The organism is Streptomyces sp. TLI_185 (genome assembly GCF_003814765.1).
GTDB lineage: Bacteria > Actinomycetota > Actinomycetes > Streptomycetales > Streptomycetaceae > Streptomyces.
Genome location: NZ_RKRB01000001.1, coordinates 9,431,490 through 9,447,478 on the forward strand (window position 1 = coordinate 9,431,490; position 15,989 = coordinate 9,447,478).

Annotated in this window: 13 protein-coding genes and 2 pseudogenes; 7 read left to right on the forward strand and 8 right to left on the reverse strand. The window is 70.6% G+C overall.

The genetic code is table 11. The annotated features are described in order from the left end of the window. Complete coding sequence (locus tag EDD92_RS43355) at nucleotides 1-675, reverse strand: TetR/AcrR family transcriptional regulator (RefSeq protein ID WP_123969340.1); 675 nt, start codon at nucleotides 673-675, stop codon at nucleotides 1-3. A gap of 95 nt (nucleotides 676-770) precedes the next feature. On the opposite strand from EDD92_RS43355, the gene EDD92_RS43360 reads away from it, so the two are divergent. From EDD92_RS43360 to EDD92_RS43370, 3 genes are read left to right on the forward strand one after another with little or no spacing between them, the layout of a single operon-like run. Continuing rightward, on the forward strand, nucleotides 771-1,820 hold the full coding sequence (locus tag EDD92_RS43360; protein ID WP_123969341.1) for a LacI family DNA-binding transcriptional regulator: 1,050 nt from the start codon (nucleotides 771-773) through the stop codon (nucleotides 1,818-1,820). A 17-nt stretch (nucleotides 1,821-1,837) separates the two neighbouring features. Further along, a complete protein-coding gene (locus tag EDD92_RS43365) occupies nucleotides 1,838-3,016 on the forward strand; it encodes a 4-hydroxybenzoate 3-monooxygenase (RefSeq protein WP_123969342.1) in 1,179 nt (392 codons plus the stop codon). 31 nt (nucleotides 3,017-3,047) lie between these two features. Further along, complete coding sequence (locus EDD92_RS43370; RefSeq protein ID WP_123969343.1) at nucleotides 3,048-4,484, forward strand: benzaldehyde dehydrogenase; 1,437 nt, start codon at nucleotides 3,048-3,050, stop codon at nucleotides 4,482-4,484. A 9-nt stretch (nucleotides 4,485-4,493) separates the two neighbouring features. Here EDD92_RS43370 and trxA read toward each other — a convergent pair whose 3' ends face one another. Beyond that, on the reverse strand, nucleotides 4,494-4,880 hold the full coding sequence (gene trxA, locus EDD92_RS43375) for a thioredoxin (protein WP_030937375.1): 387 nt from the start codon (nucleotides 4,878-4,880) through the stop codon (nucleotides 4,494-4,496). Nucleotides 4,881-5,001: 121 nt separating this feature from the next. Here trxA and EDD92_RS43380 point away from each other — a divergent pair, with 121 nt between their 5' ends. After that, the gene (locus EDD92_RS43380; RefSeq protein WP_123969344.1) at nucleotides 5,002-6,435 is read left to right on the forward strand and encodes an NAD(P)/FAD-dependent oxidoreductase; all 1,434 of its coding nucleotides are present in this window, start codon (nucleotides 5,002-5,004) and stop codon (nucleotides 6,433-6,435) included. An 18-nt stretch (nucleotides 6,436-6,453) separates the two neighbouring features. Here EDD92_RS43380 and EDD92_RS43385 read toward each other — a convergent pair. Both EDD92_RS43385 and EDD92_RS43390 read right to left on the reverse strand, forming a co-directional pair. Then, nucleotides 6,454-6,795: pseudogene (locus tag EDD92_RS43385) on the reverse strand (ATP-binding cassette domain-containing protein); the annotation flags it as partial. Between the two features lie 300 nt (nucleotides 6,796-7,095). Next, on the reverse strand, nucleotides 7,096-7,749 hold the full coding sequence (locus EDD92_RS43390; protein WP_123969345.1) for a peptide deformylase: 654 nt from the start codon (nucleotides 7,747-7,749) through the stop codon (nucleotides 7,096-7,098). A gap of 146 nt (nucleotides 7,750-7,895) precedes the next feature. On the opposite strand from EDD92_RS43390, the gene EDD92_RS43395 reads away from it, so the two are divergent. Then, nucleotides 7,896-9,308: a PepSY domain-containing protein gene (locus EDD92_RS43395; RefSeq protein WP_123969346.1), complete on the forward strand. Its 1,413-nt coding sequence runs from the start codon at nucleotides 7,896-7,898 to the stop codon at nucleotides 9,306-9,308. Nucleotides 9,309-9,392: 84 nt separating this feature from the next. Here EDD92_RS43395 and EDD92_RS43400 read toward each other — a convergent pair whose 3' ends face one another. The 3 genes from EDD92_RS43400 to EDD92_RS43410 form a co-directional block, all read right to left on the reverse strand. Then, nucleotides 9,393-9,740, reverse strand: coding sequence for a tetratricopeptide repeat protein (locus tag EDD92_RS43400; RefSeq protein WP_123969347.1), 348 nt, complete (start codon nucleotides 9,738-9,740; stop codon nucleotides 9,393-9,395). Nucleotides 9,741-9,820: 80 nt separating this feature from the next. Further along, nucleotides 9,821-10,294: a MarR family winged helix-turn-helix transcriptional regulator gene (locus tag EDD92_RS43405; protein ID WP_123969348.1), complete on the reverse strand. Its 474-nt coding sequence runs from the start codon at nucleotides 10,292-10,294 to the stop codon at nucleotides 9,821-9,823. Between the two features lie 2 nt (nucleotides 10,295-10,296). Further along, on the reverse strand, nucleotides 10,297-10,782 hold the full coding sequence (locus EDD92_RS43410; RefSeq protein ID WP_123969349.1) for a MarR family winged helix-turn-helix transcriptional regulator: 486 nt from the start codon (nucleotides 10,780-10,782) through the stop codon (nucleotides 10,297-10,299). A gap of 111 nt (nucleotides 10,783-10,893) precedes the next feature. Here EDD92_RS43410 and EDD92_RS43415 point away from each other — a divergent pair, with 111 nt between their 5' ends. Continuing rightward, nucleotides 10,894-11,859 carry a pirin family protein gene (locus EDD92_RS43415; protein ID WP_123969350.1) on the forward strand — a complete coding sequence of 322 codons (966 nt, stop codon included), beginning with the start codon at nucleotides 10,894-10,896 and terminating at the stop codon, nucleotides 11,857-11,859. An 887-nt stretch (nucleotides 11,860-12,746) separates the two neighbouring features. Further along, nucleotides 12,747-13,663 (forward strand): annotated as a pseudogene (locus tag EDD92_RS43420) (ATP-binding SpoIIE family protein phosphatase); the annotation flags it as partial. A 70-nt stretch (nucleotides 13,664-13,733) separates the two neighbouring features. Here EDD92_RS43420 and EDD92_RS43425 read toward each other — a convergent pair. Beyond that, on the reverse strand, nucleotides 13,734-15,755 hold the full coding sequence (locus tag EDD92_RS43425; RefSeq protein WP_123969351.1) for an NADPH-dependent 2,4-dienoyl-CoA reductase: 2,022 nt from the start codon (nucleotides 15,753-15,755) through the stop codon (nucleotides 13,734-13,736). Between the last annotated feature and the right edge of the window lie 234 nt (nucleotides 15,756-15,989).

The window sequence follows — 15,989 nt, forward strand, 5'->3', positions numbered from 1 at the left end:
TCAGTCGGGTACGGCGGTCCGCTCGATGCCGGCGATCAGCGCGCGCAACCCCCACGACAGGCGGTCCTCGGGCACTCCGGACAGCAGTGCGCCGCCGAGCGCGGCGATGCGCGGGTGGGTGCGGCCGGAGATGTCGTGCAGGGCGCGGCGCAGAGCGTCCCAGTCCTCCTCCGACGCCGCGTCGGCACCGTGCTCGGCGGCCGTTGCGGTGGCGTGCTGCAGTAGCAGGTCGACGCCCCACGCGGCCTGCGCGGGCGGGACGCCACCCTCGTCGAGCAGGGACAGCAGCGTTTCGATCAGGTTCAGGTAGTGCGGGCCGCTGGGCCGGGCGGTGAGCGCGGAGCGGGCCAGGCTCGGATGCTCGAAGAGCATCGCGGTGTACGCCGTCAGCACATGCTCCAGCCGCTCGCGCCAGGAGCCCTCGGCCGGGGCCGGCCCGACCGTCCCCAGCAGTTCGTCCAGAACGGCCGCGTGCAGCTCCGCGGTGTTGCGTACATAGACGTAAAGCGAAGCCGGACCGGTGTCGAGCTCCTGCGCCAGGCGCCGCATGGTCACCTTCTGCAGGCCTTCGGCGCGCAGGACCGCGACGGCCGCGGCCACGATTCCCGCCCTGGTCAGAGCGGGCTTGGCGGGGCGCTCGCGGCGACTGCGCGGGGTGTCGGGGCGGTCTGTCATGCCTCCACAATAACGAACATGTTCGGTGCGAACAAGTTCGTCACGAACATGTTCGTGCCCGCCCGCCTGTGGCCCCGGCCACAGGTTCTGCAAAGATGCCGTACGTCATGGTGCAGATACCGAAAACACCCGCGCCCTCGTCACCCGCACCGCGCTCCGTGCCCACGAGCGCCGATGTGGCCCGCCTGGCCGGCGTCTCGCGCGCGACCGTCTCCTACGTCCTCAACAACGCCAGCGCCGTACGGATCAGCGAGCCCACGCGCCGCCGCGTCCACGAGGCCGCCAAGGAACTCGGGTACGTGCCGCACGCGGCCGCCCGCAGCCTGCGCGCCGGACACAGCCGCATGGTCCTGATGCCCGCGCCGAGCTTCCCCGTCGGCCCCCTCTACAGCCAGTTCATCAGCGAACTGCAATGGGCGCTGGGCCGTCTCGACTACACGGTCGTGCAGTACGGCTCCGTGGGCGTGCACGGCGACGAGGCCGCCCGCGCCTGGGCCGAACTGCGCCCGGTCGCGGTCCTGGTGCCCGGCCCCGGCTCCCTCGGCCCGCAGGGCGTGACGGTGCTCAAGCGCTCCGGCGCCCGGGCCGTCGTCACCCTCGGCCCCGACGCCGTCGACGGCGCCCACGCCCTGCTGATGGACCACGAGGCCGTCGGCCACTGCGCCGGCAGCCACCTCTTCGACCGCGGCCGGCGCCGCATCGGCGTCGTCATACCCGAGGAAACGGGCCTGGAGTCCTTCTCCCTGCCTCGCCTCGAAGGCGTGCGACGCGCCCTGCACGGCACCGACGCCACCGTCACCGAACTGCCCCTCGGCTACGAGGAGGAATCCGCCGCGCGCCTCGCCGCCCGCTGGCGCGGCCTCGACCTCGACGCCGTGTTCGCGTACAACGACGAGTACGCGATGCTGCTGATGCGTGCCCTGCAGGACGCGGGAGTGCGCGTTCCGGAGGACACGGCCGTGATCGGTGCCGACGACCTCATGCTCGGCCGGCTGCTCAGGCCGCGGCTGAGCACGGTCCACATCGAGCTGCCGTCCGGCCGCGACCTCGCCGAACTCGTCGACCGCGCGGTGCGCAACCCCGGCGCCGCGCCCGAGACGCACAAGGTGCTGGGAGCCACGGTGGTGCACCGCGAGTCCAGCTGAACCCTGGGGAGGCGCCCATGCGCACGACGGTCGGCATCATCGGCGGTGGCCCCGCCGGGCTGCTCCTGGCCCGGCTGCTGCACCGCACGGGCATCGACTGCGTCGTCCTGGAGGCCAGGACCCGCGAATACGTCGAGCACCGTCAGCGCGCCGGGATGCTGGAACAGGGCACCGTCGACGCCCTGCGCGAGGCCGGCGCCGCCGAGCGCCTGAACGCCGAGGGCCTGGTCCACCAGGGCATCGAGCTGCGCTTCGACCGCGAACGCCACCACATCGACTTCCCGGCCCTCACCGGCGGCCGCACCGTCACCATCTACGCCCAGACCGAGATCGTGAAGGACCTCGTCGCCCTCCAACTGGCCGACGGGCCACCGCTGTTGTTCGAGGCAGAGGCCCTCGCGATCGAGAAGCCGGAGAGCACCTCGCCCGTGGTGCGCTTCCTGCACGAGGGCCGCGAGCAGAGGCTGAGCTGCGACTGGGTGATCGGCTGCGACGGCTTCCACGGCATCTCCCGCGACACCTTCCCCGCCGCGAGCAGCTGCTCGTACGCGCACGACTACCCGTACTCCTGGCTCGGCATCCTCGCCGACGTGGCACCCTCCTGCGACGAGCTGATCTACGCGCGCGGCGAGAGCGGCTTCGCCCTGCACAGCATGCGTTCCCCGCACCTCTCCCGCCTCTACCTCCAGGTCCCGAACCACACCGACCCCGAGGACTGGCCCGACGACCGCATCTGGGACGAACTCGCCGCCCGCTTCGCCGTCGACGCCGACTGGACCCTGCACCGCGGCCCCATCACGGCCAAGTCCGTGACCTCGATGCGCAGCTACGTCCACGAACCCATGCGCCACGGCCGGCTGCTGCTGGCAGGCGACGCCGCCCACATCGTGCCGCCGACCGGGGCCAAGGGCCTCAACCTCGCCGTCTCCGACGTCCGCGTCCTCGCGCGCGCCTTCGCCGAGCTGCACCGCAGCGGATCCGAGCAACTCCTCGACACCTATTCGGAGATATGCCTCGCGCGGGTGTGGCAGGCCACGCGTTTCTCGTACGACATGACTAAGATGTTGCATGCTCAACCAGATGGGGATGTGTTCGAAAACCGCCTGCAGTTGACACGTCTGCGCCGGATCGCTGCATCCCGCCACGCGGCTGCCGAACTGGCCGCCAACTACACGGGACTTCCGCTGATGACCTGAGGTCCCGCCGGTGACGAAACGGAGAGCCGTCATGCCGTTGCTCGACCCGAAGACCTGGCAGTCCCGACCCCTGTCGGGACCGGAGTACGCCGTGACGGAGCCCGCCACCGGGGACACCCTCGCCACCGTCACCCTCGCCTCGGCCGCGGACGTCGGCCCGGCCGCCGAAGCCGCCCGCACCACCCAGACCGAGTGGGCGCGCGTCCCGCACTTCGTCCGCGCAGGCGTCCTGCGCAAGGCCGGCGACCTGTTCGCCGCGCACGCCGAGGAGCTGCGCGAATGGCTCGTCCGCGAGTCCGGCTCCATCCCCGGCAAGGCGGAGTTCGAGCTGCACGTCGCCGCCCAGGAGTGCTACGAGGCCGCCGCCCTCGCCTCCCGCCCGGCCGGACAGATCCTGCCCAGCGAGGCGCCCCGCCTGTCGTACACGCGACGCATCCCGGTCGGCGTGGTCGGCGTGATCTCCCCGTTCAACGCCCCGCTGATCCTCTCGATCCGCTCGGTCGCCCCGGCCCTCGCGCTGGGCAACGCGGTCGTGCTCAAGCCGGACCCGCGCACGGCGGTCTGCGGCGGGCTCTCCCTCGCCGCGGTCTTCGCCGAGGCCGGCCTGCCCGAGAACCTGCTGCACGTGCTGCCGGGCGGCGCGGACGTCGGCCAGGCCCTGGTCGCCGACCCGAAGATCCCCGTCATCTCCTTCACCGGCTCCACGGCCGCCGGCCGCGCGGTCGGCGAGGCGGGCGGCCGCCACCTCAAGCGCGTCCACCTGGAACTCGGCGGCAACTCCGCCATGGTCGTCCTGGAGGACGCCGACCTCGACGCGGTGATCTCCACGGCCGCCTGGGGCTCGTTCTTCCACCAGGGCCAGATCTGCATGACGACCGGCCGCCACCTGGTGCACCAGTCCCTCTACGAGGAGTACGTCGAGCGCCTTGCCGCCAAGGCCGACTCACTCGCCGTCGGCGACCCGCACCGCGAACAGGTCCACCTCGGCCCCATCATCGACGACGGCCAGCTGACCAAGGTGCACGGCCTGGTCGAGGCCAGCACCTCCCGCGGCGCCAAACTGGCCGCGGGCGGCACCCACGACCGCCTCTTCTACCGGCCGACCGTCCTTGCCGGCGTCGACGACCAGAGCCCCGCATACGCCGAAGAGGTCTTCGGCCCGGTCGCGCCGGTACGGTCCTTCGCCACCGTCGACGAGGCAGCAGCCCTCGCCTCGGCGGGGGAGTACGGTCTCTCGCTGGGCATCGTCACCCGCGACGCGGCCCGCGGCCTCGACCTGGCCGAGCGCATCCCGACCGGCATCGTCCACATCAACGACCAGACGGTGAACGACGAGGCCGTGGCCCCCTTCGGCGGCATCGCCGCGTCCGGCACCGGCGCCCGCTTCGGCGGCGAGGCCAACCTGGAGGCCTTCACCGACGTGCGCTGGACGACGGTGCGCGGGGACGTGGCACCGTACCCGTTCTGATCCGGGCGGCTACTGGCCGTTCTGCTCGGCCTGCGCCTGCTGCTCCGCGACCGCCTTGCGGACCTCGTCCATGTCCAGCTTGCGGGCCTGGCCGATGACGTCCGTCAGGGCGGCCTCGGGCAGCGCGCCAGGCTGCGCGAACACCGCGACCTGGTCGCGGACGATCATCAGCGTCGGGATCGACTGGATACCGAAGGCGGCGGCCAGCTCCGGCTGCGCCTCGGTGTCGATCTTGCCGAACACCAGGTCCGGGTTGTCCTCGGCCGCCTTCTCGTAGACCGGCGCGAACTGACGGCACGGCCCGCACCACGACGCCCAGAAGTCGATCAGGACGAACTCGTTGTCCGTGACCGTCTGGTCGAAGTTCTCCTTGGTGAGCTCCACGGTGCTGCTCATGACCTGAAATCCCTCTTCCTGCTGTCGGGGCGAAGCCGTCGGCACAACGCGGCCGGCCGGTCACGTATTCCGCGCCCCTACCCGTGTGGCCTGAGGCCACACCACCCACCAGACTGACCCCATGACGGAAACGGAAACCATCGCGTACGACGTCGTGGTGCTCGGGGCCGGGCCCGTGGGGGAGAACGTCGCCGACCGCACCCGTGCGGCCGGCCTGTCCACCGCGGTCGTGGAGAGCGAGCTGGTCGGCGGCGAGTGCTCGTACTGGGCCTGCATCCCCAGCAAGGCCCTGCTGCGCCCGGTGATCGCCCGCGCGGACGCCCGCCGCGTGCCCGGCCTGCGCCAGTCGGTGCAGGGCCCCCTCGACGCCGCCGCGGTCCTCGCCCACCGCAACTACTACACCTCCGACTGGCACGACGACGGCGCCGCCGGATGGCTGGACGGCATCGGCGCCGACCTCCACCGCGGCCACGGCCGCCTGACCGGCCCGCGTACGGTCACGGTCACCGGCTCCGACGGCGCACAGAAGGTGCTCACCGCCCGGCACGCCGTCGCCGTGTGCACCGGCACCGACGCCGTACTGCCCGACCTGCCGGGCCTGGCCGACGTCAAGCCGTGGACCAGTAGGAACGCCACCAGCGCGCAGGAGGTGCCGGGCCGTCTCGTCGTTGTCGGCGGGGGAGTGGTCGCCACCGAGATGGCCACTGCCTGGCAGGCCCTCGGCGCACAGGTCACCGTCCTCGTCCGCGGCAAGGGCCTGCTCAACCGCATGGAACCCTTCGCCGGCGAGCTGGTCGCCGAGGCCCTCACCGAGGCCGGCGCCGACGTCCGCACCGGCACCTCGGTCGAGTCGGTCACCCGCGAGAACGGCACCGTCGTGGTCGTCACCGACCAGGGCGAGCGCATCGAGGCCGACGAGATCCTCTTCGCCACCGGCCGCCGCCCGAAGACCGGCGACATCGGCCTGGAAACCATCGGCTTGGAGCCGGGCAGCTGGCTCCCCGTCGACGACAGCCTCCGCGTGACCGGCAGCGACTGGCTCTACGCGGTCGGCGACGTCAACCACCGCGCACTCCTGACCCACCAGGGCAAGTACCAGGCCCGCATCGCGGGCGCCGCCATCGCCGCCCGCGCCTCCGGCGTACCGATCCTGGAGTCGGACCCCTGGGGCGCCCACGCCGCCACCGCCGACCACGACGCCGTCCCCCAGGTCGTCTTCACCGACCCGGAGGCGGCGGCCGTCGGCCTGTCCCTCGCGGAGGCGGAACAGGCCGGGTACCGGGTACGAGCTGTGGATGTCGAGATGTCCTCCGCCGCCGGCGCGGGCCTGTACGCCGACGGCTACCGCGGCCGCGCCCGCATGGTCGTCGACCTGAACGAGGAGATCCTGCGCGGAGTCACCTTCGTCGGCCCCGGCGTCGGCGAACTCATCCACTCGGCGACCATCGCGGTCGCCGGCCAGGTCCCGATCAGCAGGCTCTGGCACGCGGTTCCGTCGTTCCCGACGATCAGCGAGGTGTGGCTGCGGCTGCTGGAGGCGTACCGCGACAACTGACCTCCGTGGCAGGGGTCTTCAAGCGGGCATCACCAGCTCCGGATAGTCCTCGCTCCACAGATCCTCCTCGGACTCCGGCGGTGGCACCCGGTCCGGGCGCAGCGCCGTGACGGCGCCCTCGTCGTGGGTCACCATGACGATCGCGCCCGGATACGTGCCCACCGCCGCCAGGACCTCGGCGTGGGAGGCCGGATCCGGGTTGTTGGTGGGCTCGTCCAGGAGCAGCACGTTCGCTCCGGAGTGGACCGGACCCGCCAGGGCGAGGCGGGTCTTCTGCCCGCCGGACAGCACCCCGACGCGCTTTTCGGCGTCGTCCTTCTTGAACAGGAAAGAGCCCGGCACGCGCCGGACTTCGCCGTCCACGTGGTTCGTCGGCACCGTACGCGTCGGCGCGCATCTGCTGCTCGAACCGGCCTACCAGCGTCATCGGGCGGACGGGTCAGGTTGCCATCCTGCTGCGAGGGCGACGCTGCGGGGGACCACCGCACGGCGTTCGCCCTGCCCTACGCCGGTGCCGTGCGGGAGCGGGTCGTGCAGTTCGCTGGGTGCTTCTGAGCCGATGAGGGCCAGATCGCCGTTCGGTAGTTCGAAATCGGCAGGTCAAGTGCCTTCGCTGAGGCACGAGGCGGCGGTGGCCGGCCGTACCTGCGGACACGTTCTTCACGGCTGTGACGGCAGATCGAAATCCAGGGCCTGCGCCGCCTGCTCCGGCGTCGCCTGAGTCCACCGCTCCGCCATCGCCTGGTTGGAGGACAGTGAGCGCAGCTCCGCCCGGTCGAGGTACAGAACGCCGTCGAGATGGTCCGTCTCGTGCTGCACGATCCGCGCGGGCCAGCCCGAGAACACCTCGTCCACCGTGCGTCCGTGCTCGTCCTCGCCCGTCAGCCGCACTTGTGCGTTCCGCGCCACGACCGCCTGCCAGCCCGGCACACTCAGACAGCCCTCGAAGAAGGCGGCCCGAGCCGCACCGACGGGCTCGTACGTCGGATTGACCAGCACCCGGAACGGCTGCGGCACACGGCCGCGGGCCAACCGGACCTCCTCCGGCACCGGAGCCGGATCCTCGATCACCGCAATCCGCAGCGGCACACCGACCTGCGGTGCGGCCAGGCCCACGCCCGGCGCCTCGTGCATCGTGACGCGCAGCGCCTCGACGAAGCGGGCGAGCAGGGCGGAGTCGAGCTGGCCGTCGAATCGCTCGGTGCCCCGCCTCAGGACCGGGGCACCGGCCGCGACGATGGGCAACGGGCCGCCGACGGCGAGGAGTTCCTCGACGTGCTCGGCAAGAGATGCGTGATCACGGGCAGTTGCCATTCGGCCAGCATGCCATGAACGGTCGGCGACAGACGTCTCACGTTGTGACGCACGCCACTTCCGCCTCCGGGAACTCGGCGTCCTCCACCCCCGACTACTGAACCGCTACGCCCCAACACGTCCCCGTCCCCCGGAGAAGCCCGCCGATGTCCACCGCTCCCTCGACCACCAAGGACGGGGCCCCGCAACCGGCCGCCGCCCCGGCGCCGTCCCCCAACCGCCTGGCACCGCTGCGCCCGCTGATCCTGCGACTGCACTTCTACGCCGGAGTGCTCGTCGCGCCGTTCCTGCTCGTCGCCGCCGTCACCGGTTTCCTCTACGCCGGCGCGTTCCAGGCCGAGAAGCTCGTGTACGCCCACGAGATGACCGTCGCGAAGGTCGGCGACACCAAGCTGCCGATATCCGAGCAGGTCACCGCGGCGCGCAAGGCGCACCCCGAGGGCACGGTCTCGGCCGTACGACCCTCCCCGGAGGCCGACGCCACCACCCGCGTGATGCTGTCCGGCGTCAAGGGCGTCGACCCCGACCACACCTTTGCCGTCTTCGTGGACCCGTACACCGGCAAGGTGCGCGGCGGCCTCGAACAGTACGGCTCGACGGGCGCGTTGCCGCTGCGCACCTGGATCGACGAGCTCCACCGCGACCTGCACCTCGGCGACACCGGCCGGCTCTACAGCGAGTTCGCCGCTAGCTGGCTGTGGGTGATCGCGGGCGGCGGCCTCGTGCTGTGGTTCTCCCGCCGCCGGGCCCTGCGCAAGGTGCGCGGCACCAGCGGGCGGCGTCGCACGCTCGGTCTGCACGGCACCGTCGGCGTCTGGGCCGCCGCCGGGTTCATCTTCCTGTCGGCGACCGGTCTGACCTGGTCGACCTACGCCGGGGCGAACATCGACACGCTGCGTACCTCGCTCGGCCAGGCCACCCCTTCGGTCTCGGCGGCGGCGGGCGGCGAGCACGCGGGGCACGGCACCTCCGCCACCACCGGGTCCGGCGAACACGGCGTCGGCCTCGACACGGTGCTGGCGGCCGCCCGGGCCAAGGGCCTCACCGACCCGGTGGAGATCGTGCCGCCCGCCGATGCGAACTCCGCGTACGTCGTCAAGCAGGTGCAGCGCAGCTGGCCCGAGAAGCAGGACTCGGCCGCGGTCGACCCCGCCACCGGCAAGGTCACCGACGAACTGCGCTTCGCCGACTACCCGCTGCTCGCCAAACTGACCCGCTGGGGCATCGACCTGCACACCGGCATCCTGTTCGGCCTGGTCAACCAGATCGCCCTGATGCTGCTCGCGCTCTCCCTCGTCCTGCTGATCGTCTGGGGCTACCGGATGTGGTGGCAGCGTGGCCGCGGCTCCGCCTTCGGCCGGCCGATCCCGCGCGGCGCCTGGCAGCAGGTGCCCCCGCAGATCCTCGTCCCGGCGGTCGCCGTCATCGCCGTCCTCGGCTACTTCGTGCCGCTGCTCGGCATTCCGCTGGCCGCGTTCATCGTCGTGGACGTCCTGCTGGGCGAGATCGCCCACCGGAGGGGGCGGTCCGCACCTGCACCGGACCCGGCCGTGAAGTAGCACGGAGGCGGAGACAGGGCCGGGGCCCGGTTCCTTCGTGGAACCGGGCCCCGGCCGCAGTGCCGCAGAACCGTACGGCGTGGCTCAGACCTGTTCGAAGTCGCCCGCGAGCGCCGAGGCGATCCGCATGTGCGACTCGGCCTCCTCGTGCCGCCCCTGCCGCTGGAGCGTGCGGCCGAGCATCAGCCGGGCGTAGTGCTCCACCGGATCGCGCTCGACGATGACACGCAACTCGCTCTCCGCACGCCGCAGTTGGGCCGAGTGGTAGTAGGCCCGCGCCAGCAGCAGCCGCGGTCCGGTCTGCTCCGGCACCTCCTCGACCAGCCCGCCCAGCACGCGCGCCGCGGCGGCGTAGTCCTTGGCGTCGAAGAACATCTGCGCGCGCTCCCAGCGCTCCGCCGGTGTCCCGTGGTCGTAGTACGTCATCTCCACTCGTGACCTCCTTCGTGCACTCCAACCGAACGAGGTCGTTGAACATTCCACTACGCGTGCGGTACGTCGGCGAGGGGCGCTCAGGCCGCCAGGGCGGCCAGCTCCGCGTTGGCCCGCTCGGCCACCAGGGCCAGCACACGCCCGGCCGCCGCCAGATCCTCCGCCGGGATGCCGGCATAGATCCGCGCGGAGATCACCGCGGTCTCACTGCTCACTTCGGCGTGGAACGCCCGCCCGGCATCGGTGGCGTGGACGCCGGTCGCCTCGGTGGCCACCAGCCCCTTGGCGATCAGCTCCGCTATGACGCCCTCCACTTCGGCCGCGTCGACCTTGAGCGCACCGGCGATCTGTCCGACGAGCTCCTCACGCTCGAGGGGCCCTTCGGCGGCGAGAGGCCGCAGGGTGATCTGCTGCTGGAAGGTGGCGCCGTGACGGGCCAGTACGTGCTCCAGGACGGCGCGGCCGGCGTAGTGGGCCAGGGCGATGACGCGAGGGCCGGCGGGCGGTGCACTGTTGTATGTGGTGGTGGGTGCGGTGGTGGTCGTGGTGGTCATGACTACTCCTTCTTGCTCTCGGTGTTCTCGCCGAACGGATCAAGAGGTGCATCGAGCAGGGTCGCCAGATCCCGGCTGAACTCCCGCGTGCGGGGGCTGTCGAGGCCGCCGAGCGGCTGCAGCAACTGCTGCAGAAGCCCCTGTACGACCTTGATCGCGCGCCCGGTGACCTCGCGGCCCTGCTCGGTGAGGGCCAGCTGCACCGCGCGCGGATCCTTGGGGTCCCGGGTGCGCTCGATCAGGCCGGCCGTCTCCAGGGCGCGGGCCAGTTTGGACACGTACAGCGGCTCGAGGCCCGTCACGTCGGCGAGGCGGCGCTGACTGGGACGCTCCCCGCTGCGCTGCATGCCGTACAGCGAGGCCACCAGCGAGTACTGCGCGTGGGTGAGCCCGAGCGGGGCCACCGCCCGGTCGACGGCCACCCGCCACTTCATCGACAGACGCCACACCAGGAAGCCGGGCGTGGCCTTCTCGGAACCAGTGCTCATGCCAAATACAGTACATGGCTACTATGTCCATGGCTACTATTCGGGGAGGGCAGGCGAGAACGCCCGACTGACGGACTGACGGGACACCCTCGGCGGGGCTAGGTTGGCGCCATGAGCAATCTTGATCGCGAGCCGGTTCCTGCTGTGTGCGGCGGCCGTGGATTCGTGGTGGCGGAGCCCGTTCGAGAACTCCTCAGCCCTCGCCGCGTCAAGCTCGGCGAGTCGACCGAAGTGCGCCGTCTGCTGCCCAACCTGGGCCGCCGCATGGTCGGCGCCTGGTGTTTCGTCGATCACTACGGCCCCGACGACATCGCCGATGAGCCCGGCATGCAGGTGCCGCCGCACCCGCACATGGGCCTGCAGACGGTGAGCTGGCTGCACGAGGGCGAGGTGCTGCACCGCGACTCCACCGGCAGCCTGCAGACGATCCGCCCCCGCGAACTGGGACTCATGACCTCCGGCCGGGCCATCAGCCACTCCGAGGAGAGCCCCCGGCCGCACGCCCGTTTCCTGCACGGGGCGCAGTTGTGGGTCGCCCTCCCGGACGGCCACCGCCACACCGACCCCCACTTCGAGCACCACGCCGAACTGCCGCGCGTCACGGCTCCGGGCCTCAAGGCCACTCTCATCCTCGGCACCCTCGACGGCGCGACCTCGCCCGGAACGACGTACACCCCGATCGTCGGCGCCGACCTGACCCTCGCCCGCGGCGCGGCCGTGCGCCTGCCGCTGGAGCCGGACTTCGAGTACGCCGTACTGTCCATGTCCGGCGAGGCCCACGTCGACGGCGTTCCGGTCCTGCCGGGTTCGATGCTCTACCTCGGCTGCGGCCGCACCGAACTCCCGCTGCGTGCCGAGTCGGACGCAGGCCTGATGCTCCTGGGCGGGGAGCCCTTCGAGGAGGAGCTCATCATGTTCTGGAACTGGATCGGACGGTCCCAAGAGGAGATCGTACAGGCCCGCCGGGACTGGATGGAAGGGACGCGGTTCGGGGAGGTGAAGGGGTACGACGGCGCTCCGCTGCTCGCTCCGGAGCTGCCGCCCGTGCCGTTGAAGCCGCGAGGAAGGGTGCGCTGACCAGCGAAAATGCCTTGCGTGTCGGCGGCGTTGCCGAGTGAGGTGTGGCCGGGCAATGGCTTCTCCGGTCGACCGCTTGCTGGAGGGCGGTCGACCAGGTTGCCATCTGGGCCGGCGCTGGCGGCGATTCCACGGTGTGGCCGTCTGTGGGCGGCTGTGGCAGAGCTCTTGCTGACTTTTGCTGACTTTCCTGATGCCTCGTCAGACGATGTTGAAGGGTTCTATCGAAGCCCAGTCGCTAGCGCAGGGCTTTGCGGGACCGGTGGCCACCGGGTGAATGCTGACGTGACGCGTGGTTGAGGCGGGCACCGGTGCGCACCCACGGGGCTCGCACTGTCGCCTTGTGGAGAGTTGACAAGGCCAGATGTTGTCACTGCTCACCTCGTACTGCACTTTTCGTCTGATGCGACGTGCGCTGGGCTGGATAGACACCGGCAGGTTCTTCGTCTGCTGGTGGTACCTCAGACGCGCGGTGCTAACCAGTGCGAGTGCGTGCGCTTGTAGGGCTGTTGGTGGGCGCCGGCCGGCGTAGGGTTTAGATCTTGGTTCGAGAGGGCGGAGGTGCGTCAGTTCCTGATGGTGACGTCGTGGTGGCCGTCTCGTCCGCTGGGGCAGCCTGGAACGCGACTTCCCTGGCGCGCGGCCCCAAGGGCCCAACTCGGGCTGAACCCGGCGTAGCATCCGAGTATCGTTCCCACCCGGCATAAGCTCAGGTCAGAGCATGTGTGGCAAGCGGAAGTCGGCAGACGGAGTCGAATCCGGGTCGAATTTCGCTGTGCGAGTGCGGAGCGACGTTCGCCGCCTGAGGCGCCAATCGACAAAAGCGCTGTGACCAGCGAAAAAAGCATCCGACAGCCAGACGCCTCGGACGATATTTTTGTATCGCCCCCGCTCTTGCGGCCGTCGAGACGGTCAGCCGGTATCTGCCTGCTGGCAACGGGTCTCGGACCGGCGGGGCTGGTTCGACGTGATCCCCCTTCCCGGTTCGCGCGGGTCGGCCTCGTGATCGGTGATGTTGTGGGACACGGCATTGCCGCCTCAGTCACCATGGAGGCTGCGTACCGCGGTGCGCACGCTCGCCGACATCGATCTGTCGCCCGACGAACTCCTCACGCATCTTGATGACATCGTGACCCACACCGACGACCTGCCCACGGGGCCGCTGCTGGGACTCGGCAGCCTGCTCTTCGAGGCCGTGTTCCTCGACATTCCCGACGGGAGCGTGCTGGCTCTGTTCACCGACGGTCTCGTCACATCCCGGGAATGCGACTTCGACGAAGACCTCTCCGACCTCCAACGGGCTCTGGCCCAGCCCGCCCGGTCACTGGACGCGCTGTGCGACAGCGTCCTGGCGTCCATGTGCACGCAGCCGCGCACCGACGACGTGGCCCTGCTGCTGGCCCGCACCAAGAGGCTCAGCGAGGATCAGGTGGCCGACTGGGCGGTGCCTCCTGATCCCGCAGCTGCGGCCACGATCCGCAGAGGAGTTGTGGACCGGCTGGCCGCGTGGCATCTGGAGGCCGCCGCCTTCGTCGCCGAACTCGCGGTCAGCGAGCTGGTGACCAATGCGATTCGCTATGGCGCGGAGCCGATCCGGCTCCAGCTGATCAGGGATCGGGGTCTGATCTGCGAGGTCTCCGACGGCAGCAGCACCAGCCCTCACCTGCGCCGGGCCCGCACCTTCGACGAAGGCGGCCGTGGGCTCTTCATGGTCGCCCAGCTCGCTCGCCGCTGGGGCACCCGCTACTCCATGACCGGCAAGACGATCTGGGCGGAACAGCAGCTTGACGAACTGGTCCCATGACGCGGTCGTCGAGGTGCGAAGTCGCCGAAGATGCAGCGCGGACCTGCCGGAGTACCGAGACGGCTTGGCGTCAGAGCGTCGCCCCCAGTTCCGTGCCCTGGCGGATCGCCCGCTTGGCGTCGAGTTCCGCGGCGAGGTCCGCGCCACCGATGAGGTGGGCCGACAGCCCGTCCTCGCGCAGTTCCTCGTAGAGGCTTCGGTTGGGTTCCTGGCCCGTGCACAGGACGACCGTGTCGACCGGGATCACTCGCTCCTCGCCGTCGAGCGTGACGTGCAGACCCTCATCGTCGATGCGCCGGTACGTCACTCCCGCGACCATGGTGACCCCGCGGTGCTTCAGCTCGGCCCGGTGGATCCACCCGGTGGTCGCGCCCAGATTGGCGCCGACCTTGCTGGTCTTGCGCTGGAGGAGGTGAACGGTTCGCGCCACCGTGGGCCGCTCAGGGCGGCACAGTCCGCCACGCGTGCGGTATTCGGTGTCGACGCCCCAGTGCCGGAAGTAGACGTCCGGACGGCGGCTGGCCTCGTCGCCCGGGTCGGTTAGGTAGAGCGCGGTGTCGAACCCGATACCGCCCGCCCCGAGGACCGCCACCCGCTCGCCCACCGGCACCTGGTTGCGCAGCACGTCCAGGTAGCTGACGACATTCGGGCGATCCCTGCCCGGGATGTTGGGAGTGCGGGGGGTGACGCCCGTCGCGACGACGACCTCGTCATAGGCGCCCTCTGCCAGCGCCTCAGCGGTGACCTTTGTGCCGAGGCGGACGTCCACGCCGTGCTCGTCGAGCTGGACGCGGAAGTAGCGCAGGGTCTCCTCGAACTCGTCCTTGCCCGGGACCCGCCGGGCGATGTTGAGCTGGCCGCCGATCTTGTCGTCGGCGTCGAACAACGTGACATCGTGGCCGCGTTGGGCGGCCGTCACCGACACCGCCAGCCCGGCCGGACCTGCCCCGACCACGGCCAGGCGCTTGGGGCGGCGCGTCGGAGACAGCACCAGCTCCGTCTCATAGCCGGCCCGCGGGTTGACCAGACAGGAGATCGTCTTCTCGCTGAAGCCGTGGTCCAGGCACGCCTGGTTGCAGCCGATGCACGTGTTGATCGTGTCAGGGCGTCCGGCGCGTGCCTTGGCGACGAAGTCCGGGTCGGCGAGGAACGGACGGGCCATCGAGACCATGTCCGCTCTGCCTTCCGCCAGCAGTTCCTCCGCGACCTCTGGGGTGTTGATGCGGTTGCTGGCCACTAGGGGGGCGGAAACGACTCCCTTCAGGCGCTGAGTGATCCATGAGAACGCGCCGCGCGGCACTGAGGTCGCGATGGTGGGGACGCGTGCCTCGTGCCAGCCGATCCCCGTGTTGATGATCGTGGCGCCGGCCGCCTCCACCGCCTTGGCGAGCGTGACCACCTCGTCCAGGGTGCTGCCGTCCGGGACGAGGTCGAGCATGGACAGGCGGTAGATGAGGATGAAGTCGGGGCCGACCCGTTCGCGCACACGGCGGACGATCTCCAGGGGGAATCGGACCCGGTTCTCGTAGGTGCCGCCCCAGCGGTCGGTGCGGTGGTTGGTGGCCGGGGCGATGAACTCGTTGATCAGGTAGCCCTCGGACCCCATGATTTCGACGCCGTCGTAGCCGGCCGTCCTGGCGAGCGCGGCCGCACGGACGAACGCCTCGATCGTCTCCTCGATCTCGTCATCGGTCAGCGCATGCGGCACGTATCTGCTGATCGGCGCCTGGAGTGCGCTGGGGGCGACCAGATCGGGGTGGTAGGCGTACCGGCCGGTGTGCAGGATCTGCATCGCGATCCGGCCCCCCTCGCGGTGCACCGCCTCGGTGACGAGCGCGTGCTGCTCGGCCTCCGCCTCGGTGGTGAGCTTGGCGCTGCCGGGAAAGGCCCGACCTCGGTCGTCCGGGGCGATCCCACCCGTGACGATGAGCCCGACGCCGCCGCGGGCCCGCTCGGCGTAGAAGGCGGCCATCCGCTCGAAACCTCGCTCGGCCTCTTCCAGGCTCAGATGCATCGAGCCCATCAGGACACGGTTCGGCAGGGTCGTGAACCCCAGATCGAGGGGGCTCAGCAGGTGAGGGTAGGGGGACATCGGCAGGGCTCCTGCTCCTGAGTCGTGCTGCGACATGCGAGCAGTTGTATGACCCGGAGGACGTTTGTGCAATCAGTTGCAAAAGATCGCCGAAGTCTCGCGAATCAGGCTGTTCACCCCATTCACCAGCGGTTTCGCATCTGAACCGGGTCGCCGCAGCCGACCGTCCCGGCAGAAGACAGGTAGGGGATCAGGTATGCCATCAGGTATCCCTACCCGTAGCCCTCGCAACGT

Coding starts and splice junctions, on each gene's coding strand:
- EDD92_RS43355 (WP_123969340.1), bottom strand. CDS start 675: ATGACAGACCGCCCCGACACCCCGCGCAGTCGCCGCGAGCGCCCCGCC.
- EDD92_RS43360 (WP_123969341.1), top strand. CDS start 771: ATGCCGTACGTCATGGTGCAGATACCGAAAACACCCGCGCCCTCGTCA.
- EDD92_RS43365 (WP_123969342.1), top strand. CDS start 1,838: ATGCGCACGACGGTCGGCATCATCGGCGGTGGCCCCGCCGGGCTGCTC.
- EDD92_RS43370 (WP_123969343.1), top strand. CDS start 3,048: ATGCCGTTGCTCGACCCGAAGACCTGGCAGTCCCGACCCCTGTCGGGA.
- trxA (WP_030937375.1), bottom strand. CDS start 4,880: ATGAGCAGCACCGTGGAGCTCACCAAGGAGAACTTCGACCAGACGGTC.
- EDD92_RS43380 (WP_123969344.1), top strand. CDS start 5,002: ATGACGGAAACGGAAACCATCGCGTACGACGTCGTGGTGCTCGGGGCC.
- EDD92_RS43390 (WP_123969345.1), bottom strand. CDS start 7,749: ATGGCAACTGCCCGTGATCACGCATCTCTTGCCGAGCACGTCGAGGAA.
- EDD92_RS43395 (WP_123969346.1), top strand. CDS start 7,896: ATGTCCACCGCTCCCTCGACCACCAAGGACGGGGCCCCGCAACCGGCC.
- EDD92_RS43405 (WP_123969348.1), bottom strand. CDS start 10,294: ATGACCACCACGACCACCACCGCACCCACCACCACATACAACAGTGCA.
- EDD92_RS43410 (WP_123969349.1), bottom strand. CDS start 10,782: ATGAGCACTGGTTCCGAGAAGGCCACGCCCGGCTTCCTGGTGTGGCGT.
- EDD92_RS43415 (WP_123969350.1), top strand. CDS start 10,894: ATGAGCAATCTTGATCGCGAGCCGGTTCCTGCTGTGTGCGGCGGCCGT.
- EDD92_RS43425 (WP_123969351.1), bottom strand. CDS start 15,755: ATGTCCCCCTACCCTCACCTGCTGAGCCCCCTCGATCTGGGGTTCACG.